Below are 26,422 nucleotides of genomic sequence, written 5' to 3'. Positions count from 1 at the left end.
CGCCGATGTCGATGCTCCTCAATGCCAGCGATTATCGCCGCCGCGCGCGACGATTCCTCCCGCGCGGGCTGTTCGAGTACATCGATCGCGGCTCGGAGGACGAAACCGCATTGACGCGCCTGCGTGCCTCGCTTGACGCCATAACCTTGCTGCCCGCGGTGCTGACGGGGCACGACCGGCGCGATCTCGACACGGTGTTGTTCGGCCGGAGGATCGCCGCGCCCCTCGTTGTCGCGCCGACGGCGCTCGCCGGTCTCGTTTCGCATGATGGAGAGACGAAGCTTGCTCGCGCCGCCTCGCGCGTCGGCATTCCCGTCTGCATCTCGACGCAATCGGTGACATCAGTGGAGACGATCCGGCGCGGCGCGCCGGATGCCTTGCTCTGGTTCCAGCTCTATGTCTGGCGCGATCGCGCCTTGACCGCACGCCTCCTGGAGCGTGCGAGCGCCTGCGGTTGCGACAACCTGCTCGTCACCGTCGATACGCCGGTCTCGCCGAACCGGGAGTATAATGCTCGCAACGGTTTCGGCATTCCCTTCAAGCCGAGGCTGCGCAGCATGATTGACGTGGCACTGCATCCAGGTTGGCTGTTCGGGGTCCTCGCGCGCTATCTCATGGGCGAGGGCGTGCCGAGCTACGGTCACTATCCGGACGCATTTCGCACCGCCATCACCCGCGTTGATATCGCCGAGGCGGTCCGGCTCGAGCCTCGGCTGAGCTGGGACGACATGCGCTGGCTGCGCGAGATCTGGCCAGGCAAGCTCACCATCAAGGGCGTGCTCGCGGTGGAGGATGCCGAAAAGTCGGTCGAGATCGGTGCCGATGGCATCGTGGTCTCGGTCCATGGCGGGCGCAATCTCGATTGTCTGCCAGCCCCCGTGGATTGCATTCCGGCGATTGTCGGCGCGGTGAAGGGGCGTCTGACGATTCTGGCCGACAGCGGCGTCCAGCGCGGCACCGACGTCCTCAAATATCTTGCGCTGGGCGCGGAAGCCGTGCTTCTCGGCCGCTTGCCGTTGTGGGGTCTTGCGGCCGGCGGAGAGGCGGGCGCCGAAGCCGTCCTGCGCATGGTCCTGTGCGAGATGGATACCGCCATGGCTTTCCTGGGAGCACATTGCATTCCGGCCTTGCGGAATGGGCGCGCGATCGCGCTACGGAACTAAGATCAACTGCAACATTTGGAAAACCGCCATGTCCGTCAAATCAGCACCGCAGACGCATACCGCCAATCCCGATCTTGCCGGCGAAGTCGACAGGCTTCTCGCCGCGCTCGGCGTCAAGCGCTCCGACTATACCGAGGGCACCCTCGTCGTTCGTACGCCGATCACCGGCGGGATCATTGGCCGCGTCATGGAGATCGGCGCAGCCAAAGCTGGCGGCGTGATCGAACAGGCGCACGCGGCGTACCTCGGCTGGCGGTTGGTGTCGCCACCCAAACGAGGGGAGCTCGTGCGGCTGTTCGGCGAGGAACTGCGCGCCAGCAAAGAGGCTCTGGGCCGACTGGTGTCGATCGAGGTCGGCAAGATTGTCTCCGAAGGTCTCGGCGAGGTTCAGGAAATGATCGACATCTGTGATTTCGCGGTCGGCCTGTCGCGGCAGCTCTACGGCCTGACGATCGCGACTGAGCGCGGCGAGCATCGCATGATGGAAAGCTGGCATCCGCTTGGCGTCACCGGCATCATCTCTGCGTTCAATTTTCCTGTCGCCGTGTGGGCTTGGAACGCAGCCCTGGCGCTCGTGTGCGGCAACAGCCTCGTCTGGAAGCCGTCGGAGAAAACACCGCTGACCGCGCTTGCGACACACGCCCTGTTTGAGCGCGCGCTCAAACGCTTCAATGACGCCGGCGGAGGCGCGCCGCAGGGTCTCGCGGCGGTGCTGTTCGGCGGCCGTGCGATCGGCGAGGTGCTCGTCGACCATGCGAAGGTGCCGCTGGTCTCGGCCACCGGCTCCACGACGATGGGACGTGCGGTGGGTCCGCGGCTCGCCAGCCGGTTCGCCCGGGCGCTGCTCGAGCTCGGTGGCAACAACGCGGCGATCGTCGCGCCGACGGCCGACCTCGATCTCACGCTGCGTGGCGTTGCTTTTGCCGCGATGGGAACGGCGGGACAGCGCTGCACGACGTTGCGTCGCCTCTTCGTCCACGAGAGCGTCTACGACAGCTTTGTGCCGCGCCTGAAGCAGGCCTATGCATCCGTGACCGTCGGCTCTCCACTGGAAGGCGGTAACCTGGTCGGTCCGCTGATCGACGGCGCGGCCTATCGCGCGATGCAGAGTGCGCTCGAGGCTGCGAACGCTGCCGGAGGGCAAGTCCAGGGTGGCGAGCGCATTGCCATCGAAGGGGCGGCTGACGCTTACTATGTCCGCCCGGCGCTGGTCGAAATCGCGGCGCAGACCGGACCGGTGGAGCACGAGACCTTTGCGCCGATCCTCTACGTGATAAAGTATCGCGATTTCGATGCCGTGCTCGAATTGCACAATGCGGTTCCGCAGGGGCTGTCGTCGTCTATCTTCACCAACGATCTGCGCGAAGCGGAAACATTTTTGTCGGCGCGTGGCTCCGATTGCGGCATTGCCAACGTCAATATCGGCCCATCCGGCGCGGAGATTGGAGGCGCCTTCGGCGGCGAGAAGGAGACCGGCGGCGGACGCGAGTCCGGATCCGACGCGTGGAAAACGTATATGCGGCGAGCGACCAACACCATCAATTACGGCCGCACGCTCCCGCTTGCTCAAGGCGTCAAGTTCGACGTGGTGTGACCGATCCAAAAGTGCATCTGGAGCGCATACGCATCGCCGCTATGCGAGGCCGGGGCGTACTGTCATGCCCCGCCCCCGTGCGCAATTGCGCAACTAGGCGGGGCATGACAGCGATCACGTGGACCTACTCCGCCGGCTCGGCCGCCAGCGTCGGGTAATCGGTGTACCCCTTGGCGCCGCCGCCGTAGAACGTGTTCTTGTCCCAATCGTTCAGCGTTGCGCCCTGCTTCAGCCGCTCGACCAGATCGGGGTTGGAGATGAACGGCTTGCCGAAGGCGATCAGATCGGCGGCGTTGGCGTCCAGTACCTTGCTGGCGAGATCGAAATCGTAACCGTTGTTGGCCATGTAGGTGCCGGAGAAGCGCTTGCGCAAGGACCCATAATCGAACGGCGCGAAGTCACGCGGGCCGCCCGTGGCGCCTTCGACAACGTGGAGATAGACGAGCTTCAACGCGTTGAGGCCGTCGGTGATGTAGTCAAACAGCGCCTGCGGGTTGGAATCCGAAATATCGTTGGCGGGCGTCACCGGTGAGATGCGGATGCCGGTGCGATCGGCGCCGGCTTCGGCCGCGACGGCCCTGGAGACTTCCAGCATCAATTTCGCGCGGTTCTCGATCGAGCCGCCATAGGCATCGGTGCGCTTGTTGGCGCCGTCCTTGGCGAACTGGTCGAGCAAATAGCCGTTGGCGCCGTGGATCTCGACACCGTCGAAGCCAGCCTCGAGCGCATTCCTGGTGGCGCGCTTGAAATCGTCGATGATGCCGGGAATTTCGGAGAGCTCGAGCGCGCGGGGCTCGGAGACATCGGCAAAGGTGCCGTTCACGAACGTCTTGCCCTTGGCGCGGATTGCGCTCGGCGCCACCGGGGCTGCGCCACCTGCCTGGAGGTCGACATGCGAGATGCGGCCGACATGCCAGAGCTGGATGAAGATCTTGCCGCCGCGCTCATGCACCGTGTCGGTCACCTTGCGCCAACCGGCGACCTGATCCTTGCTGTAGATGCCGGGAGTGTCCTGATAGCCCTGGCCCTGCTGCGAGACCTGGCTCGCTTCGGTGATCAAGAGGCCCGCGGAAGCGCGTTGGCCATAGTACTCGGCCGCGAGCGGCGAGGGGACGAAGGTGCCGGGCGCGGCGCGGTTGCGCGTCAGCGGTGCCATCGCGAGGCGGTTGGCCAGCGTGATCGGGCCGAGTTTGTAGGTCTCAAACAATTTGGTCGGACGGCTCATTGATGTGCTTCCAGGGGTTAAGAGGTCTGGAACACTTGTGCATTGCGACATCAGGCGCAAGGGATGAGCCATTCGGAAAGTGCAGGCGAGCTGCGCGGCAGGCACCGCGCAGCATGATTCATCTGCATTTTCGGCCGCGGCAGCAGAATTCCGCTACGCGGTCGTGCGATCCAGCAAATCAGTTGGCGCCGAGGAAATCGCGTTTGCCGATCTCGACGCCGTTGTGGCGCATAATGCCGTGAGCGGTCGTGACGTGGAAATAGAAGTTCGGTAGCGAGACTCCACTGAAGAACTGCTGGCCCTTGAGTGTCATGGTCCGGTCCGGTCCCGCCGGGAAGGTCACGTCCTTGGTGTCGGCGCCCTCGAACTGCTCCGGCTTGTACGACTTCACATAGTCGATGGTCCTGGCGAGCCGCTGCTTCAGCTCCTCGAACGTCTTTTCCGTATCGGGCATCGAAGGCAGCTCGCTATGAGTCAACCGGGCGCAGCCCTTGGCAGCGAAATCGCTGGCAAGCTGGATCTGCTTCGACAGCGGCAGCATGTCAGGGAAGAGGCGCGAGCCGAGCATGACGCTCGGGTCGATCTTCTTGGCCGCGCAATGCGCCTCGGCCTTGGAGAGCAGGCCGGTCAAGCTGTTCAGCATTTGCAAATAGGCGGGGACGACGGCGTCGTAGAAGGACATGTGATGCTCGCTTCAATGATGGGAGATCTCAGGCGAAAACCTGAGCCACTCACATGGGAGCCTCATGGAATAATACAATCGCGAAAATGGCTTGTGCGGTGCGAAAATTCTACCGCACCGTCGCCTGGGGCTGCACCTGTGCCGTGCCGCCGCGCATGCGGGCCAGGAGCTCGGCGGTCGGCCAGGAATCGGCCGGCAGGCTGTATTTGATCTGCATCGCTTTTACGGCGGTGCGGCTCTGCTGGCCCAGCACGCCGTCGATCTTGCCGACATTGAAACCGGCGCGCACCAAGAGCTGCTGCAATTCCTTGAGCTCGTTGAACGGCAGTTGCGCGACCGGCCCGCTGGCCTTGCGCATCGGAGGCGCGCCGGCAATGCGGGTGGCGAGATAGCCCGCGGTGGTCGAATAGATCAGCGAGTTATTCCATTCGGTATAGGCCGCGAAATTCGCATAGGCCATGAAGGCCGGTCCGAAGCGTCCCATCGGCAGCAGCACGGACGCTGCGAGATTGTCGTTCGGCAGCGGCCTTCCGTCGGGATAGGTGACGCCGAACTGCGCCCATTTCGAGCGCGGCAGCTGCACGCTGAGGTCGGTCTGATCCCATGGCAGGTTTTGCGGCACCTTGATCTCTTCCAGCCAGGGCTCGCCGCGCCGCCATTTCAATCCGTTGGCGATGTAGTTGGCGGTCGAGCCGATCACGTCGTCTTCGCTGCGCAGGAGGTCGCGCCGCCCGTCGCCGTCATAGTCGACGGCGTAGTTGACGTAGTGCGTCGGCAGGAACTGCGTCTGGCCGAGCTCGCCGGCCCAGGAGCCGATCATCTCGTCGGGCGTGAGATCGCCGCGATCGATGATCTTCAGCGCCGCGATGGTCTCGTTCACGAACATCTCGGAACGTCGGCAGTCATAGGCCAGCGACACCAGCGATTTCAGCGTCGGCAGATTGCCCATGTTGGCGCCGAAGTCGCTCTCCAGCCCCCAGAAGGCGGCGATCACCGCCGGCGGCACGCCGTACTCCTTCTCGGCACGTGCGAATGCTGATGCGTGGTGCTTGATGTGCTGCTGGCCGTTCTGCATGCGATAGGGCGCGGCCATGCGGCCGGCGAATTCGGTGAAGAGCTGGCCGAACACGCGCTGACCGCGGTCGCGGTTGACGATGCCCTGGTCATAGATGAGATAGGGCGAAGCCTCCGATATCGTTCGTTGCGACACGCCCGCGGCAACGGCCTGCTGTTTCACGTCGGCGAGGAAACGATCGAAACTCGCTCCGGCGTGGCACGATGCTGCGCGCGGCGAGGGCGCGGTGGCCTTTGGCGCGGCAGGCCGTGCGGGCGGTGGGGCGAATTGGGCGGAGGCCGGAAGGGAGAGCGTGAGAAGAGCGGCGGCCGCGATCACAAATCGGGTCTTGGACATGAGGTTTCCGGAAGGGAGGAGACGCTTGGATTCTGGACGAAGTTTAATGGAATGATCCGGTCCAAACCAGTGCCGCGGCTCCGCGACGCACCCTGAAACCTTGCAGGCCGGCCGGGGTCATTCCTACCTCATGTCTGCCGGACATCAACGCCCCAGTGCTCGTGACCGGCCCGGGAGACGGCCATGAATTATCTTCGTACCGCAATGCTTCTTGCAGGCCTCACGGCCCTGTTCATGGGCGTGGGCTATCTGATCGGCGGCGCGGGCGGCGCCATGATCGCGCTCGTCATTGCCGCCGCGACCAATCTCTTGACCTACTGGAACTCCGACCGCGCGGTGCTCTCGATGTACGGCGCCCATGAGGTCGACCGCCAAAGCGCGCCGGAGCTGGTCGGGCTCGTTGCCGAGCTTGCGGGCCGCGCCGGCCTGCCGATGCCGCGCGTGTTCGTGATGGACGAGGCGCAGCCCAACGCGTTCGCGACCGGCCGCAATCCCGAGAACGCCGCCGTCGCCGTCACCGTCGGCCTGATCAACCAGCTCGGCCGCGAGGAGCTCGCCGGCGTGATCGCGCATGAGCTCGCCCATATCAAGAACCACGACACGCTGCTGATGACCATCACCGCGACCATTGCGGGCGCGATCTCCATGCTGGCGCAGTTCGGCATGTTCTTCGGCGGCAACCGCGACAACAATGGGCCCGGCATTGTCGGCTCGATCCTGATGATGATTCTCGCCCCGCTCGGGGCCATGCTGGTGCAGATGGCGATCAGCCGCACCCGCGAATACGCCGCCGACAATCTCGGCGCGCGCATTGCCGGCCAGCCGATGTGGCTGGCGTCGGCGCTGGTGAAGATCGACAACGCCGCGCATCAGGTGCCGAACTTCGATGCCGAGCGGAATCCGGCGACCGCGCATATGTTCATCATCAACCCGCTGTCGGGCCATGGCGTCGACAATCTCTTCGCCACCCACCCCTCGACCGAGAATCGCATCGCTGCACTCCACCAGCTCGCGGCCGAGCTGGGGCCGCGGGCCGCGCCGTCGGTCGGTGCCAACGAGAACTATCCGCCGCAGGGACCCTGGGGCCGCTCGTCCTCGCGCGGTCCCTCCAACGGATCCTCACGCGGGCCTTGGGGCTGATGCGGAACCGGTCGGATTTTGCCCGGCTTTGTGACCTGGCGCACAGAGAACCACCCCGGCCGGTGTTAACACCTCACCGAGAATGTTCCTTCGAAAGGGGATGCGTGGCCGGCTTGTCGCCGGTCACCGTCGAAGATGACCAAAGCCGCAATGTCATTGTTGATCGTCCTGGGCGTGGCCGTCGGCCTGTCCACCCATACGGTCGTGAATTGCGGCGATGAGGATGAGCCCGACATCTGCTCGGCCGTGATCGGCTTCTCGCCGTTTCGCGGCTCCCTGATCGCCTTCGCCTATGAGGGGCGCGGACGGATCGCGCTGCGTCACGGCGACAGTGGCCGGGCGGTCGCCGATTTCAATGAAGCCATCCACCTCAATCCCAACCGCGCCTCGCTCTATCGCGACCGCGCGCTGGCCTACCGGCAAAACGGTGAACTGGATCTTGCGATTGCCGATTATGACGAGGCGATCGCGCTCGATCCCAAGCCCGCCGCGCCCTATCGCGAGCGTGGGCTCGCGCTCGCCGCCAAGGGCGATCTCGACCGCGCCATCCTGAGCTACAGCACGGCGGTCCGTCTCGATCCGTCAGACCCGCAGGCCCGCCTCGATCGCGGTCTTGCATTCCTCGCCCGCGGCCAGGCCGATGATGCGCGCGCCGATTTCGAAGCCGCCCTCGCGCTGCCTCCCGGCAAGGACGGTCGCGCACGCGATGCCGCGCGCGCCAAGCTCGCCGAGCTGACGCACGCCGAACCGACCCAGGTCGCCACACCGCTGCGGTGATTACTTGGCCTTCTTGGCCTTGGCCTTCTTCGCCTTCGCAGCCTTCTTGACCGGCTTTTCCTTGGCCGGCTTCTCCGCCTTCACCTCGACAGGCGTGCTGGCCGCCAGCCGCATCGCGCGAGCGTAGCTGTCGGCGACGTTGTCGGCGGACATCTGCAGGCGCCTTGCGGCAGCGGCGGCCTGCTCCATGGTGACCTTGGCCATCATCTTGAAGCGGGTGCCGGTCTCCTTGCCCTTGGCCTTGGCCGCAAGGCCGGTGAAGCGATCGCGCCGCTCCTTGGCGCGGGACATCAGGCCCGCATGCAGCTGTCTGGCCAGTTGCCGGATCACGACATCCAGGTCGGCGTCCGCCATGTCTTCCATCCTCTTCGAAACAGTCTCAATCGATGCGGCGGGACTATGCAGATCAGCCCCCTCCTTGGCAATTCCCGGAAGGCCGTCATCCGCAGCTTCCGGCTGCCAAAACGGAAAAGCCGCGCATTTTCGCGCGGCTTTTGGCATTGGTCTGGCGCTGGAGCGCGGTCTCGGCCTTATTTCAGCGAGGCAACCGGTCCGCTCGCGTTTGCCGCGGGATCGGGGTCGAAGCCGAACACACCGACCAGATATTTGTAATAGTCGGGCATCTTCTCCTTGAGCGTGTCGCGGGTCTTGGGGTCCTGGTAGTCGCTCTTTCCGGTCAGGAAGATGCTGGCGGTCACCGCAAAGAATTCCATGTGATTCTTCATCGCATAGGCTTCCTTGGGCAACAGGTCCTTGGATTTGGCGTAGGCGTAATAGCTGATCACGCCCTTGTTGGCGTAGCCGTCGGGCAGCAGCCGCGCATGATAGGCGTGCAGCATCTCGTGGAGCAGCACGGCCTCCTTCTCGTAACGCATCATGTCCGGCCGGACCATGATCACGCCAAGCCCGGAATCGACCGCGAGGTCGACGGCATTCGGATTGGTCCAGCGCTGCTTGTCGTGGTCCCACACGGTGAGCGTGCGCGGCGTGGTGCGCTGGACGTCAGGCGTGACCCGGCCGTAGCACGCGGTCGCGGCGCCTTCGTCGAGGCAGGCGAGCTCGCTCGCGATGATCGGGACGGTGCGGAAGAAGCGCATCACGCGCGGCGACAGGCCGGCGGCCTCGACGACGTCGATCTGCTGCTTGAGATTGTCGGTGAGCTTGTCGAGGTCCTTGCGATCGGACGCCTCCGACATGTCGAACATGTAGCCGCGGTAGCTCTGGAAGCCGGGCGGCAGCGCCTTCGCGGCATCGGCGGATGCGACGTCGAGCGAGCCGGCGTTGGACGGAGTGGCGAACAGCGCGCCGGCAATGGTCGCGGTCAGCAGCAACGCAATGCGCATGATGAAAACCCCCTGATGTCACTTCACGCGGCAGGACAGGCTGCTCTTGTTTGCGAAAAGTGAGTGGGGCGAGACTAAGGCGCCGATGTTGAGGCGCGCTTAATCCTGGGTTGCAGATCACGGCAGTGGGTTAGGGCAGGGTTAACCAAGCCGTAGATCGGCGGCGCGCTTCGGCGTAACATCTCCCACGGGCGCGATGCCCAGATCACGAGCCGGAAGGGAGGATGCCCATGTATGCCGCCATCCGTCAGGCCAAGGCGAAGAGCGGAAGCGCCGAAGAGCTGGCGCGCCGGATCAAGGACGGTGCCGTTCCGATCATCAGCGACGTCGACGGCTTCAGGGCCTATTACGTCGTCTATGCCGGCGACGACACGGTGACCGCGATCTCCATCTTCGACAAGTTCGAGCAGGCCGAGGAGGCGAACAAGCGCGCCATCGCCTGGATCGAGAAGGATCTCGGCCCGCTGCTGGCAGGCCACGCGAGCGCCGCGGCGGGACCGGTGATCGTGCATACGCTGGCGTAGGATAGGCGCGAGCTCTTTCCTCGCGTCGTCCCGGCGTAGGCCGGGACCCATACCCCCAGGGAGCAGTTGTGGCGCGAGATCGGAGCTACCTGTCTTCGCCAAACTCAATCTCGTGGTTATGGGTCCCGGCCTTCGCCGGGACGACATGGACGTTGTGGCTTGCTACACCGCACCCCCTCACAGCTCCCTTGCATTCGAGAACGCGAAGCTCGACACCCTTCTCGTCGTCTCATCCAGAATCAGCGTGCGCGTGATCGGTGGCTCGGCGCGCTGGGCGCAGTTTTCGCGCTCGCACAGGCGGCAGTTGACGCCGATCGGCGTGCCTTCCGTCTTCTCCAGGTCCATGCCGGCCGCGTAGGTCAGGCGCGCGGCGTGGCGGATCTCGCAGCCGAGGCCGATGGCGAAGCGCGGCTGCGGCAGCGGGTGCGGCGCCACGGGCCGCCGCACCATCTGCGCGATCGAGAAATAGCGCGTGCCGTCGGACAGCTCGATCACTTGCTTGAGCAGGCGGTCCGGCGTGTCGAAGGTCGAATGCACGTTCCAGAGCGGGCAGGTGCCGCCGAATTTCGAGAACGGGAAGGTGCCGGACGAAAACCGCTTCGACACGTTGCCGGCATTGTCGACGCGGAGCAGGAAGAACGGAATGCCGCGCGCGTTCGGCCGTTGCAATGTGGTGAGGCGATGGCAGACCTGCTCGAAGCCGGAATTGAAGCGCTGCGCCAGCACGTGGATGTCGTAATTGAGCGCTTCGGCCGCGGCGAGGAAGGCCGGATAGGGCATCATCACGGCCGCGGCAAAGTAGTTGCCGAGCGTGATCCGGAACAGCCGCCGCGGCGCGTCGTCGAGCGGGCCGGCGCGGCTGATGATGGTCTCCAGCGCTTGCGCGCATTCGCCTAAGCCCAGCTGGAAGGCGAGCTGGAAGGCGCGGCCGGGCGGGTCGACCAGCTCGGAGATCAGCAGCTGGCGGCGGTGGCGGTCGAAGCGCCTCAGCGTCTCGCGCATCACGTCGACAGGCATGATGCGGGTCTGGACCGAATGCTTCTCGCGTAGGCGCGCAGCGAGAGCGGCATAGAGCCCTTCCGCCGGCACGTTCAGCTCGTCCCGCAAGGCTTCTGCGGCCTGTTCCAGCTCCGGAAAATAGTTCCTGTTAGCCTCGATCAGCTCGCGGACGCGCTCGACCGGATTGGCCTCATAGCGCGTGCCGACATCGCGGTCGGCCATCTGGGCGGCGGCCAGGGTCTCGCCCTGCCGCGCTTCGGTATAGGCCGCGTAGAGCCGCTGCAGCGCATGGGTGACGCCGGGGCAGAGCTCGGCGAGGTCGCGCAGCTCCTGCTTGGGCACGTCGATCTGGCGGAACAACGGATCGGAGAAGATCTCGTTGAGCTCGGCGAAGAAGCGGTCCTCGTCGGCGGTGGCGAGATCGCGCAGATCGAGGTCGTAGGTTTCGGCGAGCCGCAGCAGGATCTGCGCGGTCACCGGCCGCTGGTTCCGCTCGATCAGATTGACGTAGCTCGGCGAGATCCCGAGCCCCTCGGCGATCTGGGTCTGCGACAGCCCCAATTGCTGCCGGATCCGCCGGAAGCGCGGGCCGACGAACAGCTTTTTCCCGGACTCGGCGGCCATGTCTCAGAATCTCCGTGTGCATCAAGGATAGCTTTGCTGACCTATATTTTTATATTTTTTTACAAAATAACATCTGTTACATGTTCTTATGTTACATGACATCACCAATAAAATACAAGCCATCTATACGAAGTTTCCGTTTTCGCGTTTAGCTCTGAGCACGCATTTCGCAATGCAGTGTCAAGAATGTCGATGGCTCGCCATCGCCATCGTCAGCGAAAAGGATCAGGCTCATGAACTACCAGCCCCGTGGCATCAGCACCCTGCAGGGTCCGTCCTCGTATCAGAGCGAGATCGAGGCAGCCCAGGCGCTCCTGAAGACCCAGCCGACCTGGAACGGCGTGACGGCCGAGGCTGTCGCACGCATGCGCCTGCAGAACCGCTTCAAGACCGGCCTCGACATCGCCCGCTACACCGCGGCGCTGATGCGCGCCGACATGGCCGCCTATGACAACGACCCGACCAAGTACACGCAGTCGCTGGGCTGCTGGCACGGCTTCATCGCCCAGCAGAAGCTGATCTCGGTCAAGAAGCATTTCGGCGGCAAGACCGATCGCACCTATCTGTACCTCTCCGGCTGGATGATCGCGGCGCTGCGGTCCGAGTTCGGCCCGCTGCCCGACCAGTCGATGCACGAGAAGACCGCGGTGCCGGCGCTGATCGAAGAGCTCTACACCTTCCTCCGTCAGGCCGATTCCCGCGAGCTCAATGACATCTTCCGTCTGCTCGACAAGGCGCGCAAGGAAGGCGACAAGACCCGCGAGAAGGAGTTGATCGCGAAGATCGACGGCTTCCAGACCCATGTCGTCCCCGTCATCGCCGATATCGACGCCGGCTTCGGCAACGCCGAGGCGACCTATCTGCTCGCCAAGAAGATGATCGAGGCGGGCGCCTGCGCGCTCCAGATCGAGAACCAGGTCTCGGACGAGAAGCAGTGCGGTCACCAGGACGGCAAGGTCACCGTGCCGCACGAGGTGTTCATCGCGAAGATCCGCGCCTGCCGCCACGCCTTCCTCGAGCTCGGCGTTGAAGACGGCGTCATCGTCACCCGCACCGACTCGCTCGGCGCCGGCCTGACGCAGCAGATCGCCGTCAGCCACAAGCCGGGCGACATCGGCGACCAGTACAACAGCTTCCTCGACTGCGAGGAAATCACCGCGGCGAACGCGCGCAACGGCGACGTCATCATCAACCGCAACGGCAAGATGATGCGTCCGAAGCGGCTGCCCTCGAACCTCTACCAGTTCCGTCCCGGCACGGGCGAGGACCGCTGCGTGCTCGACAGCATCACCTCGCTGCAGAACGGCGCCGACCTGCTCTGGATCGAGACCGAGAAGCCGCATATCGAGCAGATCGCCAAGATGGTCGACCGCATCCGCGAGGTCATCCCGAACGCCAAGCTCGCCTACAACAACTCGCCGTCGTTCAACTGGACCATCAACTTCCGTCAGCAGGTTTACGATGCATGGAAGGAAGCCGGCAAGGATGTCAGCAAGTACAACCGCGCCGACCTGATGAAGCCGGAATACGACGAGACGCCGCTGGCGCTTGAAGCCGACGAGCGCATCCGGACCTTCCAGGCGGATTCGGCCAAGCGTGCCGGCATCTTCCACCACCTGATCACGCTGCCGACCTATCACACGGCCGCGCTGTCCACCGACAACCTCGCCAAGGAATATTTCGGCGAGCAGGGCATGCTCGGTTACGTGAAGAACGTCCAGCGCCAGGAGATCCGTCAGGGCATCGCCTGCGCCAAGCACCAGAACATGGCCGGCTCCGACATCGGCGACGACCACAAGGAATATTTCGCAGGCGAAGCTGCCCTGAAGGCGGGCGGCGCGCACAACACCATGAACCAGTTCGGCTAACGAATCTCGACTTCGACAGGAGACTGACAATGACCAAAGGCAGCAATTTCTGGGTGATCGGCGGCGAGTTCGGCTCGATGAACTTCCACAAGCTCGTCGAAGGCTCGGCCCAGGTCAAAGGTCCGTTCAAGACCCGCAAGGAGGCCGAGGACTGCTGGCGCGAGGTGTCGGAAGAGAGCCGCCACAAGGCCGGCGTTCGCTTCTCGATCGTGGAAGAGCCGTCGCGGGTCTCGGCCTGACGGCTGCCTGACAAACTCTAAGAAACGTCCAAGGACGGAGGGTCCCATCCGGCGCGAGCCGGGTGGGATCGTCTGTTTTTGGTACAGGCGAACGGTCTGTGGGCACCGTAAGTATCTGGAATGATGGGCCTTTGCGGACGGTTTGGTTGCTGATAGGTTAACGCCGTTGAGTGAGGACGAGGCCGACAATGTCAGAGCCCGAGAGCAGCGGGACCCATCCCAGCCAGCCACGCCCTGTGCGGCTGCGTGATGCGCTGCTTCGTGCGCGGATCGAGGCCGCCGACCGGACCGGCGTGGTCGTCGATCTCAGGGATGCCGAGGTGGCCCGGCTCGAGATCCTCAACGACGCGCTCGACCCGCTGTTCGTGCAGGTGCCTGATAAGATCGACCTGTTCGACCGCGGCATCAGCCAGGGCGATACGCCCCGGCTCTGGATCGACGTCGTCGCCCACATCATGATGGGGCGCGACAAGCGCATGTATCGTTTCGTCCAGGACACCCGCTTCGGCCGCATCGTGCTCGCCGAATCGCACGACACGGCTGTCATCGTCGACGCCGTGACCGACTACGTCGCCCGCCGCATGATCGAGCGCGAGCACGCCATGGTGGTGCCGCCAGAGCCGACGCCGGAGGCCGTCGAGCCGCCGCGCCGTTCGCGCCTCTGGCCGTTCGTGCTCGGCTTCATCCTCGGCGCCGCCGCGCTGTTCGGTGTCGCGGTGCTCGCGGCGTTGCGCAGCTGGTGACGCTGTTTCCGTCATTGCGAGCGAAGCGAAGCGATCCAGGAATGTCTCCGTTGAGAAGCTCTGGATTGCTTCGCTTCGCTCGCAATGACGACAAACTACACCAACCTTACATGCTTGATCTGCTGGACCTGAAATCCGGCCCCGATGCTTCGCACGATCTGCTCGCAGCGCCAGCCGGCATTGTCCTTCTCGATTCGGAACAGATTGTAGGCCGCCGCCGGATAGCGCCCGTGCGCGAGCGCGGAGGCCGACGGCACGCCGACCGCGGGAATGTTGCCGTTGGGGCCTTCGAACCACATCGTCGAATGAATGTGGTCGTGTCCGTGCAGGATCAGCTCGACGCCGTGGCGCTTCAGCAGCGCCAGCAGGCTTGCGGAATCCGTCAGCCGCTTCTGGCGCGCATCGGATTTCAGCGGATGATGCACCAGCAGCACGCGAAAGACGTCCTCGGTCGCGAGCTGGTCGAGCACCTGTTCGAGCGCATCGAGCTGGTGACGCCCGAGGGTGCCCGTTGCCATCAACGGCGCCGTCGGTACCGCGCTGGAGAGGCTGACCAGCGCGGCCGGTCCGCGCCGCCGAACGGCCGGAAAGCCGATGCTGCCGCCGTCGTCAGCGATATAGGGCGCAAAGGTCTCGCCGAAGCGCTGAAACGTCGCGCGCACATAGGCGTCGTGATTGCCGGGAATCGTGGTGACGCGGTCGGGCGGGCCGACGCTGTCGAGCCAGGCGCGCGCCGGCGCGAACTCCGCCTCCATCGCCAGATTGACGAGGTCGCCGGTCACCGCGATGTGGTCGGGCGCCTGCTCCCTGATGTCGGCGACCAATGCGTCGAGCACCTCGCGGCGCTGGTATTTGTGGCGGTTGCGCGTCCAGTTGACGTAGCCGAACGCGCGCTTGCCGGCGAGCTCGATCAGCCGCGGCTTCGGCAGCGGCGGCAGATGCGGATCGGACAGGTGGGCGAGCGTGAAAGGTGCCATGAAAGATGTCATCGCGCGCGATTGCCTCGCTATTCCCTCGCTGTAATGGCAAGGTCGCGCCCATCGTGCAAGGGAAGCCTGAGCTGATGGGAGAGCGCCTGAACCGGATCCGACGGACATGCGAGCCGCTGTTGCGGCGCGTCTTCCACGCCTATTTCCTGGTGGTTCGCGGCATGACGCTCGGCGTCCGCGCCGTCGTGCTCGATGCCGACAACAAGGTGTTCCTGGTCAAGCACAGCTACGTCACCGGCTGGTATCTGCCCGGCGGCGGCGTCGATCACGGCGAGAGCATGGAACAGGCGATGCGCCGTGAGCTCAAGGAGGAGGGCGATATCGAGCTCACCGGGGAAGCCGTGCTGCATGGCATCTTCCTCAACAGCCACGTCTCCCGACGCGACCATGTCGCGGTCTATGTCGTCAGGCATTTCCGGCAGGATCGGCTGCCTGCGCCCAATCACGAGATCGTCGAATGCGGGTTCTTCGATACCGCCGCGCTGCCGGAGGGGGTGACGCCCGGCACGCGGCTGCGGATTGCGGAAGTGCTCGATGGCAAGGCCCTGATGGCGACGTGGCGCTGAGGGCGGGCTGTGCTAGTACGGGTCCGCACGGACGCCACGGAAACCTGATGAAAGCTGCAAAACTCGCCTTCAGCCTGATCTGTCTCGCGATCCTCGCCGGCAACATTTTTACAATGTCGCGCTGGAGCGAGGCGCGCGGGGTCTATGACGACATCTGTTATCTCAGGCAGGCGCATCTGTTCCAGCGCTTCGGCGCCGGCGGCCTCGACACCAATGCGATCAGGGACGACGATCGCTACTTCGAAGGCAGGATGAAGGAGATCGCCTTTGCCGAATGGAGGGATCCGATCCGTTGGCCCTGCCACAATCCGATGCCCAGCGGCAAGGTCGTGATGCAATATCCGCCGGGCACCGGCTTCCTGCTGGCGCTGTTTCCGGAGGGCCACCAGGTCGTGCCGCTCTACATCGCCGCGAGCCTGATCGTGTGCGGGCTTGCGCTGCTCGGTATCTTCCTGGCGCGAACGCCGCTGTCGATATCAGCTGCAGGCGTATTCGGTGCGCTTGCCATCTATCTCATGATCAATCCGGCCAAGGCGAGCTATTCGGTCGCGCCGACCATGGCGCTGTGCGCCGTCACGGGCTTCCTGACCGCGCTGTGGCTGTCCAGGGACAAGCGCAGCGTCCTGTTGATCGCGCTGATCGGCCTGCTGCTCGGCGTATCCGTCACTTTCAGATTGCCGAACGCGCTGCTCGCGGCCGGCTATTTCCTGTTCCTCGGCATTCCGTTCCTGTGGACGCGCTCGCTCGCGACATTCGTGCGGGGCTTTGCCTTCGGGGCCGGCGTGCTTGTCGGCATGGCGCCGACCCTGTCCGCCCAGGCCATCAACGCCGGCAGCGCGCTGGCGACGACCTATGGCAGCGCCGATGTGGTCGCGCCGGCATTTGATCTTGCGGTATTCGGCCAGTATCTGCGCGACATGCAGTTCGTGCTGATCGTGCTGGCGATCGGCGCGACGCTCTTGCTGTTGCGATCCGGCGAGAGCCATGTGCGGCAAGCCGCGCTCGTCGTTGCCGGCAACCTCGTCGTCAATCTCGGCTTCTTCATGAGCCATCCGATCTTCACGCCATACTACGTCGTCCCGATCGCGATGCTGTCGCTGTGGACGCTGTCGTTCGCCCCGTTGCTTCGGCCGGCCGCGGTGCACGAAGCTGCACCGGCGGGCAGCGAGCCGGCCAGCCTGGAGGCGCTGCCGCGATGACATTGGCACAACCCCGCATCGCCGTCCTGGTGCCATGCTACAACGAGGAGGCGGCGGTCGCGACCGTCGTCGCCAATTTCCGCGCCGCGCTGCCGGCAGCGGAGATCTATGTCTATGACAACAATTCGCGCGACCGCACCGTGATCGTCGCGCGCGAGGCTGGCGCGATCGTGCGCAGCGAGCGGCGGCAGGGCAAGGGCCACGTCGTGCGCCGCATGTTCGCCGACGTCGAGGCGGACATCTACGTGCTGGTGGACGGCGATGCCACCTACGACGCGCCGAGCGCGCCTGGCATGATCGACAAGCTGCTCGACGAGCATCTCGACATGGTGGTGGGCCTTCGCATCGACCAGTCGCAGGCGGCCTACCGCCTCGGCCATCGCACCGGCAACCGCATGCTGACCGGATTTCTGGCCTGGACCTTCGGTCGCGACTTCCAGGACATTCTGTCCGGCTATCGCGTGTTCTCGCGCCGCTTTGTCAAATCGTTCCCGGTGTTGTCGGACGGTTTCGAGATCGAGACCGAGCTCGCCGTCTACGCGCTGGAATTGTCGCTGCCGGTCGCGGAGCTCGAGACGCCTTATTACGCACGGCCCGAGGGCTCGTTCTCCAAGCTCAACACCTGGCGCGACGGTTTCCGCATCCTCGGCACCATGCTGAAACTCTATCGCGCGGAGAAGCCGCTGCGCTTCTTCGGCGCCATCGGCGTCCTGCTGGCGGTGGTGTCGGTCTTGCTGTCGATCCCGATCGTGATCACCTTCGTCGAAACCGGCCTCGTGCCGCGTTTCCCGACCGCGATCCTGTCGATGGGCCTGATGATCATGGCGATGCTGTCGGTCTCGTCGGGCCTCGTGCTCGACACCGTGACGCGGGGCCGGCGGGAGATGAAGATGCTGGCCTACCTGTCCCAGCCGGCGCCGAAAAGGAACTGACGTGGTGCGCTCCCATGGACGGCACGACGTCAAGATGCTACTCGGAATCCTCTATTGACGCGTTTTCTTTAACGCGAACCGGGATCCACTTCGCTTGAAAACGCTTTGATGACATGAACGATCTCTCCATCACCATCCGCCCGGAAGCCCCGGGCGACGCCCAGGCGATCGAGCGGCTGCACGAGCGCACGTTCGGCCCCGGCCGTTTCGTGCTCAGCGCCTATCGCATCCGCGAGCACGTCGACCATCTGCTCGACGTCTCCTTCACCGCCCGCATCGGCACGCTGCTGGTCGGCTCGGTCAGGCAATTGCCTGTGATGATCGGCGAGACGCCGGCGCTGCTGCTCGGCCCCCTCACGGTCGAGCCTCCGTTCCGCAGCCGTGGCATCGGCCGCATGCTGATGGAGCGGGCCCTGAAGGATGCGAGGGACAAGGGGCACCGCATCGTGCTGCTGGTCGGCGACGAGCCCTATTACAGCCGCGTCGGCTTCAAGCTTGTCCCGAAGGGCCGCGTCACCATGCCGGGCCCGGTCGATGCCGCGCGCGTCCTCGTATTCGAGCTCGTCGACGGCGCCTTCGAAGGCGTCTCGGGCACGGTGGCCCCTGACTGGAGCAAGGCGCGGGAGTAGCGCACCAACTCGAGGCTCACATGTTCCGCGTCACCGCCGATACATTGCAGGCCTATCTCGATTTCGATCCGGAGCGAAAGCGCGACCTGATCGCGTTGCACAAGCTGATTGTCTCGGCCGCACCGGCCCTCAAGCGCCATTTCCATCAGGGAACGCCGGCCGGAGAGGCAGGCATGCGCATGAAGATAATCGGCTATGGCAAGTTTCGCTACGCCATCAAATCAGGAAAGAGCACGGACTGGCCGGTGATCGGTGTTGCGCTCCAGAAGAACTACATCAGCGTGTATGTGGCGGTGACGAGGCAAGGCGCGCCGGTCGTATCCCGCTACGCCGGCAAACTCGGCGAATTGCGCGTGGGCGGCAACAACTTCAGTTTCGAGCGCTTCGACGATCTCAAGCAAGATGCAGTATCGACCCTCTTCGCGGAAGTTGCCGGCATCTTCAGAGCCGACCCCGAAAACCCGGTTCGCTATATGCAGGGGTCCTGATCTGCCTGCACCAGGGTGTGAGCCCTCGTGCGCGTGGCGGCTCTGATCCGATGCAGCCGGGAATATTGCAGGCGGATGGACAATCATGATCGCCGCGACGTGTTCGGCCGATGCCGGACACGTCGCGCCCGAATTCGGATCGTCCCCCGCATGAGAACGCCCAGATGCCCTTCAGCCGTCGCCAACTTCTCGCGATCACGTCGCTTGCTGCCGTATCCGGAATTGCAAGCTCGTCCCCGGGAGCAACGACGCCGATCAAAGCAATTGCGTTCGACGGCTTTCCGATCTTCGATCCGCGTCCGATCTTCGCTCTCGCCGAGAACCTGTTTCCGGGACGCGGTGCCGAGCTGTCAAGCGTCTGGCGAACGAAGCAGTTCGAGTACACTTGGCTCCGCACCATGACAGGGCATTATCGCGACTTTCTTGCTGTCATCGACGATGCCCTGGTGTTTGCCTGCAAGTCGCTCGATCTTGAACTGACCGCTGTCAAGCGAAGTGCGCTGGTCGAGGGCTATCTTAAAATGCCAATCTGGCCCGACGTCCTGCCGGCCATGTCCATGTTGAAGGAAACCGGCTTGCGGCTGGCATTCCTGAGCAATTTCTCGCCCGCCATGTTCGACGGCAATATCCGCGGGACCGAGCTTGAGGGTGCTTTCGAATTTCAGCTGAGCACGGATGCGGTGCGGGCCTACAAGCCCGATCCGCGCGCCTACCAGATGGGCGTGGATGCATTCGGGCTGAAGCGCGAGGAGATTCTGTTTGCCGCTTTCGCCGGCTGGGACGCCTCCGGCGCAAAACTGTTCGGCTATCCCACGTTCTGGGTCAACAGGCAGAAGCAACCGCGCGAGCAACTGGACGCCATTCCTGATGGTGGGGGGCAAGGCATGATGGACCTGGTGCACTTTCTTTCCGGCTGACACGCTATACCGTCGGCGCCATTTATGCCAAAACCGCTGGCGCGAAGCTGACGAAGGATTTTTGAAGTTTGGCCGCACCCAAGAAGGGCACCTCGCCCGCGGAACGCCAGAACGGGATTGATCGGACCATCGATCTCCTGGAAGCGCTGCTGCATTTGCGTGCGCCCTCCAAGCTCAGCGATCTCGCCAAGCAGATGGGCGCGCCGCGATCGACCGTCTATGCCATCGCCAACCGCCTGATCGAGGCGGATCTGCTGGAGAGCGTCGGCGAGGGCGGCCAGGTCTATTTCGGTAAGGCGGTGCATCTCTACGGTCGGGCCTATGCGGAAGCGAACCCCTTGCACCGCCGGTGCCGCGAAGCGCTTAACCGGCTCGCGACCCAGCACAGCGCCACTGCGCAGCTCTGCGCCCTGCGTGGCCGCAAATATGTGGTGGTCGATACCAGGGACGGCTCGGGCCTGTTTCGGATCACGACGGATGTCGGCATCGAGGTGCCGCTGCCATGGACGGCATCCGGCAGGCTGCTGCTGGATCATATGAGCCCGGCGGAAATTCGCGCGTTCGTTCCCAGAGAGGATTTTCGCCTTCCTGACGGCCGCGTGCTCGATGTCGATGATTTCATCAAGGATATCGCGCGCGCGAGGCGCGACGGCAAATGCGTGACAACGGCACTGTCCGATCGGTTCACGTCGTGTCTTGCCGCCCCCATTCGCGACAAGAAGGGTGTCGCGGTCGCGACGCTTTGTTTCGTCATTCCCGCGGACTCGCTGAAGGAACGCAGGACCGCGCTGCTCGACGACCTCGTCGCTACCGCAACCGAACTCTCGGATCGTCCCTGAGTTGACCTGAGCCGACCGGCCGTGTCGCGACCGATGCATCCGCATCGGCGCGCGTCGGCGCGCGGCCAAGGCTCGACATCCAGGGCTTGACATGACGCCGCCCCGATATCTAACGTGACGCTATAAGATAATATTGTCCACTATAAGAGACAATGTCATTGCAGGCGTCGCGACAGTCTCCTGCCCCCTCTCGGGGGCGAGAGACGCGATCCTGCGTTTTCCGAGCGAGGATTCGAAATGGCGAAGGCAGGCCAACAGGTACCCGGGCGACGCTGGCTGATCGGTTGTCTTCTCGGCGTCGGAATTCTCATCAACTACATCGATCGCGTCGGGCTCTCCGCCGCGACGCCCGAGCTCACCAAGGAGCTGGGCCTCACCGCCACCGATATCGGCCTGCTCGGCAGCGCGTTCTTCTGGACCTATTCGCTGCTGCAAGTTCCCGGCGGCATGGTGCTCGACCGTTTCGGCGTCACCATGGTTGGCCGTGCCAGCAGCTTCCTCTGGGCGGTCGCCGCCGCCATCACCGCGCTCGCCAGCGGTCTCTGGGGCATCGCCGCCGCGCGTTTGCTGCTCGGCGTCGCGGAAGCGCCGGCCTTTCCGGCCAGCCAGAAGGCGACCGGCCACTGGTTTCCGCTCGACGAGCGCGCGCGCTCGACCGCGATCTTCGATTCCGCCGCAAAGTTCTCCAACGTGATCGGCGTGCCGCTGGTCGCCTATGTGATCTTCCTCTACGGCTGGCGCTGGGGCTTTGGCGTCACCGCGGTTCTGAGCTTCCTCTATTTCGTCGCCTACTATGTCATCTATCGCAATCCGAGCGAGGATCCGAAGCTCTCGAAGGCTGAGCATGACTACATCATCGCCGGTGGCGGCACGCCGGAAGGTCCGGCCACGGCCGGACAGAGCCGCATGCTCGGCTACCTCCTGCGCAACCGCAAGGTCTGGGGCCTGACCATCGGCTTCTCCGCCTATGGCTACACCTTCTATCTCTTCCTGACCTGGCTGCCGGGCTATCTCGCCCAGACCATGCATATGAACCTGATGTCGGCCGCGGGCTATTCGACCATTCCCTGGATCTTCGCGAGCTTGTCGGACCTCTTGATCGGCGGCTTCCTGGTCGATCACCTGATCGCGCGCGGCTACGACTCGACGCGGGTGCGCCAGTCCGTGATCATTGTCGGCATGCTCATGGGGCTCGCCGTGATCGGCGCCGCCTTCACCGTGAAGCCGGGCTGGGCGCTGCTGTGGCTGTCGATCGCGATCGCGGGCCTGTCGGCCGCCGCGCCCGTCGGCTCCTCGATCGTGTCGTTGATCGCGCCCAAGGGCGGCGCGGGAACCGTCGGCGGCATCCTGAATTTCACCAACAACATGATGGGCGTGCTCGCGCCGATCGTGACCGGGATCGTAGTCGACTGGACCCAATCCTTTGCCGGCGCTTTCATGATCGCCGGTGTCGTGCTGCTGATCGGCATCTTCTTCTATGTCGTGGTGCTCGGACGGATCGAGTCGATCCCCGATTACGAAGAGGTCTCACTGCCCGGCGCCGTGCCTATTCACTGAGGAGAGGGGCATGCCCCAGAATTCCGGCAGCAAGGACACACTGATCCGCAACGCGCGTCTGATCGACGGCACCGGTGCGCCGTGGTTCGAGGCCGACTTGCGCATCAGCGGCAGCCGCATCGCGGCGATCGGCGCCGCCCTGCCGGCGGAGGATGCCGACATCATCGACGCGCGCGGGTGCTATCTCGCGCCCGGCTTCATCGACGCCCATTGCCACGACGATCTGATCTGTTTGCGGGAGCCCGACAGGCCCGAGAAGGTCTTGCAGGGCGTGACCACGCTCGTCGTCGGCAATTGCTGCTTCTCGCTCTATCCGGCGACCGCAGGCTCTGCCGAGATGGTGCGGCTGCATTTCTCAGGGCTTGCCGGCGAAGTCAGGCCGACCGAAGTCTTCGACAGCTTTGATGGTTACAAGCAGGCCCTGGAAGGGCCGGGCGTGGCACTCAACCTCGTCTCCCTGGTCGGGCATGCCGCGATCCGTCTCGCCGTGCTCGGCTACGAGCGCCGCGCGGCGAGCCGCGAGGAGATCGCTTCGATGCAGACGCTGCTGGCGCAGCAGCTCACGCAAGGAGCGGCCGGCCTCTCGCTCGGTCTGGTCTACCCGCCGAGCGCCTATGCCGACAGCAACGAGCTCAACGCGCTGGCAGAGACCGTGCGCGCGCACGGTAAGCTGCTCACCGCGCATGTCCGCAGCTACGAAGCGGGCCTCCTGCAATCCATCGACGAGTTCATCGCGATCCTGCGCGCCTCAGGCGCGGCCGGGTTGCTGTCGCATCTGCAATCGGCGGGAAAGCCGAACTGGGGCGCCATCCCCAAAGCGCTCGACCGGCTGGAGGCCGCGCGCGCGGAAGGCGTCGACATCTCCTTCGACATGTATCCCTATCCCGCCGGCAGCTCTTACATGCTGCAATTGCTGCCGCCGGCGGCGCTCGAGGGTGGCATCGACGCGTTGCTTGCGCGACTGCGTGATCCCGCCAAGCGCGAGGCGCTGCGCGTCCTGGTGGAGGAGGGCGATCCCGATCCGCATGCGGCGCAGTCCAAGATCGTGCTGATCGGCTGGCACAATGTGCGCATCTCCGCCACCGCCAATCCCGCGCTGAAGCCGCTCGAGGGCAAGTCGATGGTCGATGCCGCGCGCGAGCTCGGCATCTCGCCGTTCGATCTGATGGTCCGCTGCATCGAGGAGGACCAGGGCCAGACCGGCATCATCATGTTTCAGCTCGACGAGGCGGACTTGCGCGCCGCCTTCACCCATCGCCTGCATATGGTCGGCTCTGACGGCATTCCGCGCCCGGGTACCAAGCCGCATCCGCGCGCCTATGGCAGCTTCCCGCGCGTCGCCGGCCGGCTCACGCGCGAGCAGGGCTGGTTCACGCTGGAGGATGCCGTGCGGCGGATGACCGCGATGCCGGCGCAGCGCTTCGGCCTGTCCGATCGCGGCATCCTGCGGCCGGGCATGATCGCCGATCTCACGCTGTTCGACGAGACCATCATGGACAAGGCGACGTTCGAGACGCCGACGGAAATGCCTGCAGGCATCCGTGCGGTCTTCGTCGCCGGGGAAGCCGTAGTCGCAGACGGCCGCAGCACCTTCGCGCGGCCGGGCCGGGCTCTGACGTAATCACGACACACAGGACATCATGCAATGACGTTGAAACGATACGGCGCGGCCGGCGGCACCGGCACCGGCGGCCAGCACCTTCCGTTTGCCCGTGCGGTGGAAGCCGATGGCTGGCTCTACGTCTCCGGCCAGACGCCGATGGAGAATGGCGAGGTGATCGAGGGCGGCATCATCGCGCAATCGCACAAGGCCATCCGCAACATGCTCGCGATCCTGACTGAAGCCGGCTACGAGCCGAAAGACGTCGTGCGTTGCGGCGTCTGGCTCGACGACCCCCGGGACTTCCAGAGCTTCAACAAGGTCTTCGCCGAATATTTCGGCGCCAATCCGCCGGCGCGGGCCTGCGTGGTGTCGAGCATGGTGGTGGATTGCAAGGTGGAAATCGACTGCGTCGCCTATCGCGGCTGACCGATGCCAGGCGCCAATCCACACCTGTTATTTGACCTGCACCGACATCTTGACGGATGGATGAATGTTGCAGCGGACCCTGTAGCTGCCCAGCCTGTCGAATTTGTAAGTGAGAGTCTTGCCTGGCTTCTGAAGGCCAAGGTCGACACTGTCGTCTTCACCGCCCGGCCCGAAAACATGGATGTTGTGGATGACATCGTCGTCGTTGGTGAAGATCAGCCGATCGCCTTTTGCGATCGTGGCGGAATCCGGAGTCAAGGCCAATCCACGCTGAATCACCTTCAGCGTGCCCGCCGCCGACACGGCAACGGTGAAGCCGAGCAAGATGGCAATGGCAATGGCGAGGCGATTGGACATTGGAACTTTCCGAGCTTGCATGGCGATACCAGCTAGAATTTCACGGCGGTCCACAGGCTGAAATAGAAATTATTGTTCCTGCTGGCGCCTGCGGTCGTGCCGTCGAACCTGAAATAATTGACGTATTGCACCGCCAATCGCAGGTTCATGTTTGGAAACGGCGAATCCGGCTTGCCCCAGGGCACGTAGGCCACCTCGAAGATCATGCCATCGGAGTTGGGGCTTCCGTTTGCAGTGCCCCAATAGTTGCCGTCGGACGTTCCGGCGGTCCGGAAATACTGCACCGATGGCGTGACGGTCGCAGCGAAGCTGTAGGAGACGTCGGCGCGCATGACGTCGAGCCAATGGTTCGGTAGCGCTCCCAGCGCCAGCGCGTCGCTGCCCGCCATCGAGGCAGTCTCATGGATGTAGGTGGCGTGCGCCGACAAGCGGTCGCTGGTCACCTTGGCCGCGTCGGTGATGAATTGGTAAGTTGCATCGAGCGCGACGTCTGTTTTCCGGACCGGAAGGCCCAGGGTCTGGCCGCCCCCCGGAACCACGCTTCCCGACAACATATAGGCGCCCACCTCGACGTGATGACGCTCCCAGTCCTTGAGCAATGCCACGCGCGCGTAGGGAAGGAAGGATGAGGTCTGGTCGCTGTCGTCAGGCACTTGGCCCGTTGCCCGTAACACGCCTCGGTCCAACCCCTTGTAGACATCGCCTTCCAGATACAGGAGGTTGTTCCAGACCGAATACGCGCCAACGCCGAGGACGCGCTGACCGAGCGAATTGTCGACGAGGGTCGTGGCCATCGGGGTCGGTGCCAGCGGCGAGCTGTTGTAGGGAAATCCCCAGACCGGGGTGGAATTCCAGGGATCCTGCACGGTCGGGCTGTTGTTGGCCGTGATGCCCCAGAGCAGTTCCTGCCCGAACAATTCACCTTCCTTGGCGTAGCGAACGTCCATGTTGTTCAGCTTGGCCTGTTGAGCCACCCCGTCGAAGTTCAACTCGACGAACGCGCCGAGGTTCGAGGTCACTTTTCCGGCGTAGTAGAGCGACAACTGATCGACGGCAAAATTGTCGTTCGGCTTGAAACCCGGCGCGGCTCCCCCATCCTGGGGCTGCGCGGTGTGAGTGAACGAGAATTGCGTCGTGAATGCCAGCGGCAGTCCGTGGTCATTGCCGTCGCTTGCGACATAGCCGTGCAATTTGAAGTCCCGCCCATAGGGCGTGAGCTGCGGACCGAACGCGCCGATGTGGCAGGCGGCGCAGGGTTGCCCGGTCTGGACCGCAAATGACGGGAGCGCCCGCGCCGGCTGGCTGATCGTCAGAACGACGAGCAACGCGGCGAACGAAGCGACCAGTGACCACGCGCACCCATGAAGCGAAAGCACCGAGTTCCGCCTCATGCCCCCGCCTGCCTTCGGCATATCGAGCCCAATCCCGATCCAGCAATGGCTCACGACATCCGATTATGGTTAATATTCGGTCAATCCGTCCTCGTGTGGTGCCCCGGCTGGCGAGGACTCTGATTGCCGACATATGGCGCCTCGTTACGGCAGTCTCCGTTGGATTACGGATGCGCCGGGGAAACCCCGCGCCGGCT

The 26,422-nt window shown here is 64.2% G+C and carries 27 protein-coding genes; 18 read left to right on the top strand and 9 right to left on the bottom strand.

Going from position 1 to position 26,422, the window contains the following annotated elements:
* Positions 1–5 precede the first annotated feature (5 nt).
* Together XH89_RS29695 and XH89_RS29690 are read left to right on the top strand one after the other, a co-directional pair.
* Positions 6–1,163: an alpha-hydroxy acid oxidase gene (locus XH89_RS29695; RefSeq protein WP_194463896.1), complete on the top strand. Its 1,158-nt coding sequence runs from the start codon at positions 6–8 to the stop codon at positions 1,161–1,163.
* A 28-nt stretch (positions 1,164–1,191) separates the two neighbouring features.
* Positions 1,192–2,757 (top strand): aldehyde dehydrogenase family protein, encoded by a 1,566-nt coding sequence (locus XH89_RS29690; RefSeq protein WP_194463895.1) that lies wholly within the window; start codon positions 1,192–1,194, stop codon positions 2,755–2,757.
* A gap of 124 nt (positions 2,758–2,881) precedes the next feature.
* On the opposite strand, the gene XH89_RS29685 is transcribed toward XH89_RS29690, so the two are convergent.
* The 3 genes from XH89_RS29685 to XH89_RS29675 all read right to left on the bottom strand — a co-directional run bounded on the left by XH89_RS29685 (position 2,882) and on the right by XH89_RS29675 (position 6,075).
* Positions 2,882–3,982 carry an alkene reductase gene (locus tag XH89_RS29685; RefSeq protein WP_194463894.1) on the bottom strand — a complete coding sequence of 367 codons (1,101 nt, stop codon included), beginning with the start codon at positions 3,980–3,982 and terminating at the stop codon, positions 2,882–2,884.
* A 178-nt stretch (positions 3,983–4,160) separates the two neighbouring features.
* Positions 4,161–4,664: a DUF1993 family protein gene (locus XH89_RS29680; protein WP_194463893.1), complete on the bottom strand. Its 504-nt coding sequence runs from the start codon at positions 4,662–4,664 to the stop codon at positions 4,161–4,163.
* Positions 4,665–4,773: 109 nt separating this feature from the next.
* Positions 4,774–6,075, bottom strand: coding sequence for a lytic murein transglycosylase (locus XH89_RS29675; protein ID WP_194463892.1), 1,302 nt, complete (start codon positions 6,073–6,075; stop codon positions 4,774–4,776).
* Positions 6,076–6,258: 183 nt separating this feature from the next.
* Between XH89_RS29675 and htpX the strand changes: the two genes are divergently transcribed.
* Both htpX and XH89_RS29665 read left to right on the top strand, forming a co-directional pair.
* Entirely contained in the window at positions 6,259–7,215 is a 957-nt protein-coding gene (htpX, locus tag XH89_RS29670; RefSeq protein WP_194463891.1) for a zinc metalloprotease HtpX, read from the top strand.
* A 135-nt stretch (positions 7,216–7,350) separates the two neighbouring features.
* Positions 7,351–7,992, top strand: a complete 642-nt coding sequence (locus XH89_RS29665) for a tetratricopeptide repeat protein (RefSeq protein ID WP_194463890.1) — start codon at positions 7,351–7,353, stop codon at positions 7,990–7,992.
* Here the strand turns inward: XH89_RS29665 and XH89_RS29660 are convergent, their stop codons facing one another.
* Both XH89_RS29660 and XH89_RS29655 read right to left on the bottom strand, forming a co-directional pair.
* Positions 7,993–8,346 carry a hypothetical protein gene (locus tag XH89_RS29660; RefSeq protein WP_194463889.1) on the bottom strand — a complete coding sequence of 118 codons (354 nt, stop codon included), beginning with the start codon at positions 8,344–8,346 and terminating at the stop codon, positions 7,993–7,995.
* A 176-nt stretch (positions 8,347–8,522) separates the two neighbouring features.
* On the bottom strand, positions 8,523–9,335 hold the full coding sequence (locus XH89_RS29655; RefSeq protein ID WP_194463888.1) for a hypothetical protein: 813 nt from the start codon (positions 9,333–9,335) through the stop codon (positions 8,523–8,525).
* A gap of 230 nt (positions 9,336–9,565) precedes the next feature.
* Here XH89_RS29655 and XH89_RS29650 point away from each other — a divergent pair, with 230 nt between their 5' ends.
* Positions 9,566–9,859 (top strand): antibiotic biosynthesis monooxygenase, encoded by a 294-nt coding sequence (locus tag XH89_RS29650; RefSeq protein WP_027575542.1) that lies wholly within the window; start codon positions 9,566–9,568, stop codon positions 9,857–9,859.
* 177 nt (positions 9,860–10,036) lie between these two features.
* Here XH89_RS29650 and XH89_RS29645 read toward each other — a convergent pair whose 3' ends face one another.
* On the bottom strand, positions 10,037–11,482 hold the full coding sequence (locus tag XH89_RS29645) for a short-chain fatty acyl-CoA regulator family protein (protein WP_194463887.1): 1,446 nt from the start codon (positions 11,480–11,482) through the stop codon (positions 10,037–10,039).
* Between the two features lie 233 nt (positions 11,483–11,715).
* On the opposite strand from XH89_RS29645, the gene XH89_RS29640 reads away from it, so the two are divergent.
* From XH89_RS29640 to XH89_RS29630, 3 genes are all read left to right on the top strand, one after another.
* Positions 11,716–13,350, top strand: coding sequence for an isocitrate lyase (locus XH89_RS29640; RefSeq protein WP_194463886.1), 1,635 nt, complete (start codon positions 11,716–11,718; stop codon positions 13,348–13,350).
* A 29-nt stretch (positions 13,351–13,379) separates the two neighbouring features.
* Complete coding sequence (locus tag XH89_RS29635; RefSeq protein WP_008560963.1) at positions 13,380–13,589, top strand: hypothetical protein; 210 nt, start codon at positions 13,380–13,382, stop codon at positions 13,587–13,589.
* Between the two features lie 188 nt (positions 13,590–13,777).
* On the top strand, positions 13,778–14,332 hold the full coding sequence (locus XH89_RS29630; RefSeq protein WP_194463885.1) for a hypothetical protein: 555 nt from the start codon (positions 13,778–13,780) through the stop codon (positions 14,330–14,332).
* A gap of 95 nt (positions 14,333–14,427) precedes the next feature.
* On the opposite strand, the gene XH89_RS29625 is transcribed toward XH89_RS29630, so the two are convergent.
* Positions 14,428–15,309 (bottom strand): metallophosphoesterase, encoded by an 882-nt coding sequence (locus XH89_RS29625; protein ID WP_194463884.1) that lies wholly within the window; start codon positions 15,307–15,309, stop codon positions 14,428–14,430.
* An 86-nt stretch (positions 15,310–15,395) separates the two neighbouring features.
* Between XH89_RS29625 and XH89_RS29620 the strand changes: the two genes are divergently transcribed.
* The 10 genes from XH89_RS29620 to XH89_RS29575 all read left to right on the top strand — a co-directional run bounded on the left by XH89_RS29620 (position 15,396) and on the right by XH89_RS29575 (position 24,477).
* A complete protein-coding gene (locus tag XH89_RS29620; RefSeq protein WP_194463883.1) occupies positions 15,396–15,887 on the top strand; it encodes an NUDIX domain-containing protein in 492 nt (163 codons plus the stop codon).
* Between the two features lie 47 nt (positions 15,888–15,934).
* Positions 15,935–17,086, top strand: a complete 1,152-nt coding sequence (locus XH89_RS29615; protein ID WP_194463882.1) for a hypothetical protein — start codon at positions 15,935–15,937, stop codon at positions 17,084–17,086.
* Complete coding sequence (locus XH89_RS29610) at positions 17,083–18,018, top strand: glycosyltransferase family 2 protein (RefSeq protein WP_194463881.1); 936 nt, start codon at positions 17,083–17,085, stop codon at positions 18,016–18,018. The genes XH89_RS29615 and XH89_RS29610 overlap by 4 nt, the downstream gene beginning before the upstream one ends.
* A gap of 113 nt (positions 18,019–18,131) precedes the next feature.
* Positions 18,132–18,647 (top strand): GNAT family N-acetyltransferase, encoded by a 516-nt coding sequence (locus XH89_RS29605; RefSeq protein ID WP_194463880.1) that lies wholly within the window; start codon positions 18,132–18,134, stop codon positions 18,645–18,647.
* Positions 18,648–18,667: 20 nt separating this feature from the next.
* On the top strand, positions 18,668–19,135 hold the full coding sequence (locus XH89_RS29600) for a hypothetical protein (protein ID WP_194463879.1): 468 nt from the start codon (positions 18,668–18,670) through the stop codon (positions 19,133–19,135).
* A gap of 164 nt (positions 19,136–19,299) precedes the next feature.
* Positions 19,300–20,052, top strand: a complete 753-nt coding sequence (locus tag XH89_RS29595) for a haloacid dehalogenase type II (RefSeq protein WP_194463878.1) — start codon at positions 19,300–19,302, stop codon at positions 20,050–20,052.
* Between the two features lie 68 nt (positions 20,053–20,120).
* Positions 20,121–20,891, top strand: coding sequence for an IclR family transcriptional regulator (locus XH89_RS29590; protein WP_194463877.1), 771 nt, complete (start codon positions 20,121–20,123; stop codon positions 20,889–20,891).
* A gap of 237 nt (positions 20,892–21,128) precedes the next feature.
* Positions 21,129–22,448, top strand: coding sequence for an MFS transporter (locus XH89_RS29585; protein WP_194463876.1), 1,320 nt, complete (start codon positions 21,129–21,131; stop codon positions 22,446–22,448).
* 10 nt (positions 22,449–22,458) lie between these two features.
* Complete coding sequence (locus tag XH89_RS29580) at positions 22,459–24,069, top strand: amidohydrolase family protein (protein ID WP_194463875.1); 1,611 nt, start codon at positions 22,459–22,461, stop codon at positions 24,067–24,069.
* Between the two features lie 24 nt (positions 24,070–24,093).
* Positions 24,094–24,477, top strand: a complete 384-nt coding sequence (locus XH89_RS29575; RefSeq protein WP_194463874.1) for a RidA family protein — start codon at positions 24,094–24,096, stop codon at positions 24,475–24,477.
* A gap of 27 nt (positions 24,478–24,504) precedes the next feature.
* Here the strand turns inward: XH89_RS29575 and XH89_RS29570 are convergent, their stop codons facing one another.
* The gene (locus XH89_RS29570) at positions 24,505–24,834 is read right to left on the bottom strand and encodes a plastocyanin/azurin family copper-binding protein (protein WP_194463873.1); all 330 of its coding nucleotides are present in this window, start codon (positions 24,832–24,834) and stop codon (positions 24,505–24,507) included.
* A 32-nt stretch (positions 24,835–24,866) separates the two neighbouring features.
* Positions 24,867–26,210, bottom strand: a complete 1,344-nt coding sequence (locus XH89_RS29565) for a cytochrome C (protein ID WP_194463872.1) — start codon at positions 26,208–26,210, stop codon at positions 24,867–24,869.
* Between the last annotated feature and the right edge of the window lie 212 nt (positions 26,211–26,422).

Source organism: Bradyrhizobium sp. CCBAU 53340, from assembly GCF_015291645.1.
Taxonomy (GTDB): domain Bacteria; phylum Pseudomonadota; class Alphaproteobacteria; order Rhizobiales; family Xanthobacteraceae; genus Bradyrhizobium.
This window is presented reverse-complemented; position numbering and strand designations above follow the sequence as displayed.

What these genes read in the sequence shown, in the direction of transcription:
- XH89_RS29695 (WP_194463896.1), top strand. Translation starts at nt 6, where the DNA reads ATGTCGATGCTCCTCAATGCCAGCGATTATCGCCGCCGCGCGCGACGA.
- XH89_RS29690 (WP_194463895.1), top strand. Translation starts at nt 1,192, where the DNA reads ATGTCCGTCAAATCAGCACCGCAGACGCATACCGCCAATCCCGATCTT.
- XH89_RS29685 (WP_194463894.1), bottom strand. Translation starts at nt 3,982, where the DNA reads ATGAGCCGTCCGACCAAATTGTTTGAGACCTACAAACTCGGCCCGATC.
- XH89_RS29680 (WP_194463893.1), bottom strand. Translation starts at nt 4,664, where the DNA reads ATGTCCTTCTACGACGCCGTCGTCCCCGCCTATTTGCAAATGCTGAAC.
- XH89_RS29675 (WP_194463892.1), bottom strand. Translation starts at nt 6,075, where the DNA reads ATGTCCAAGACCCGATTTGTGATCGCGGCCGCCGCTCTTCTCACGCTC.
- htpX (WP_194463891.1), top strand. Translation starts at nt 6,259, where the DNA reads ATGAATTATCTTCGTACCGCAATGCTTCTTGCAGGCCTCACGGCCCTG.
- XH89_RS29665 (WP_194463890.1), top strand. Translation starts at nt 7,351, where the DNA reads ATGACCAAAGCCGCAATGTCATTGTTGATCGTCCTGGGCGTGGCCGTC.
- XH89_RS29660 (WP_194463889.1), bottom strand. Translation starts at nt 8,346, where the DNA reads ATGGCGGACGCCGACCTGGATGTCGTGATCCGGCAACTGGCCAGACAG.
- XH89_RS29655 (WP_194463888.1), bottom strand. Translation starts at nt 9,335, where the DNA reads ATGCGCATTGCGTTGCTGCTGACCGCGACCATTGCCGGCGCGCTGTTC.
- XH89_RS29650 (WP_027575542.1), top strand. Translation starts at nt 9,566, where the DNA reads ATGTATGCCGCCATCCGTCAGGCCAAGGCGAAGAGCGGAAGCGCCGAA.
- XH89_RS29645 (WP_194463887.1), bottom strand. Translation starts at nt 11,482, where the DNA reads ATGGCCGCCGAGTCCGGGAAAAAGCTGTTCGTCGGCCCGCGCTTCCGG.
- XH89_RS29640 (WP_194463886.1), top strand. Translation starts at nt 11,716, where the DNA reads ATGAACTACCAGCCCCGTGGCATCAGCACCCTGCAGGGTCCGTCCTCG.
- XH89_RS29635 (WP_008560963.1), top strand. Translation starts at nt 13,380, where the DNA reads ATGACCAAAGGCAGCAATTTCTGGGTGATCGGCGGCGAGTTCGGCTCG.
- XH89_RS29630 (WP_194463885.1), top strand. Translation starts at nt 13,778, where the DNA reads ATGTCAGAGCCCGAGAGCAGCGGGACCCATCCCAGCCAGCCACGCCCT.
- XH89_RS29625 (WP_194463884.1), bottom strand. Translation starts at nt 15,309, where the DNA reads ATGGCACCTTTCACGCTCGCCCACCTGTCCGATCCGCATCTGCCGCCG.
- XH89_RS29620 (WP_194463883.1), top strand. Translation starts at nt 15,396, where the DNA reads ATGGGAGAGCGCCTGAACCGGATCCGACGGACATGCGAGCCGCTGTTG.
- XH89_RS29615 (WP_194463882.1), top strand. Translation starts at nt 15,935, where the DNA reads ATGAAAGCTGCAAAACTCGCCTTCAGCCTGATCTGTCTCGCGATCCTC.
- XH89_RS29610 (WP_194463881.1), top strand. Translation starts at nt 17,083, where the DNA reads ATGACATTGGCACAACCCCGCATCGCCGTCCTGGTGCCATGCTACAAC.
- XH89_RS29605 (WP_194463880.1), top strand. Translation starts at nt 18,132, where the DNA reads ATGAACGATCTCTCCATCACCATCCGCCCGGAAGCCCCGGGCGACGCC.
- XH89_RS29600 (WP_194463879.1), top strand. Translation starts at nt 18,668, where the DNA reads ATGTTCCGCGTCACCGCCGATACATTGCAGGCCTATCTCGATTTCGAT.
- XH89_RS29595 (WP_194463878.1), top strand. Translation starts at nt 19,300, where the DNA reads ATGCCCTTCAGCCGTCGCCAACTTCTCGCGATCACGTCGCTTGCTGCC.
- XH89_RS29585 (WP_194463876.1), top strand. Translation starts at nt 21,129, where the DNA reads ATGGCGAAGGCAGGCCAACAGGTACCCGGGCGACGCTGGCTGATCGGT.
- XH89_RS29580 (WP_194463875.1), top strand. Translation starts at nt 22,459, where the DNA reads ATGCCCCAGAATTCCGGCAGCAAGGACACACTGATCCGCAACGCGCGT.
- XH89_RS29575 (WP_194463874.1), top strand. Translation starts at nt 24,094, where the DNA reads ATGACGTTGAAACGATACGGCGCGGCCGGCGGCACCGGCACCGGCGGC.
- XH89_RS29570 (WP_194463873.1), bottom strand. Translation starts at nt 24,834, where the DNA reads ATGTCCAATCGCCTCGCCATTGCCATTGCCATCTTGCTCGGCTTCACC.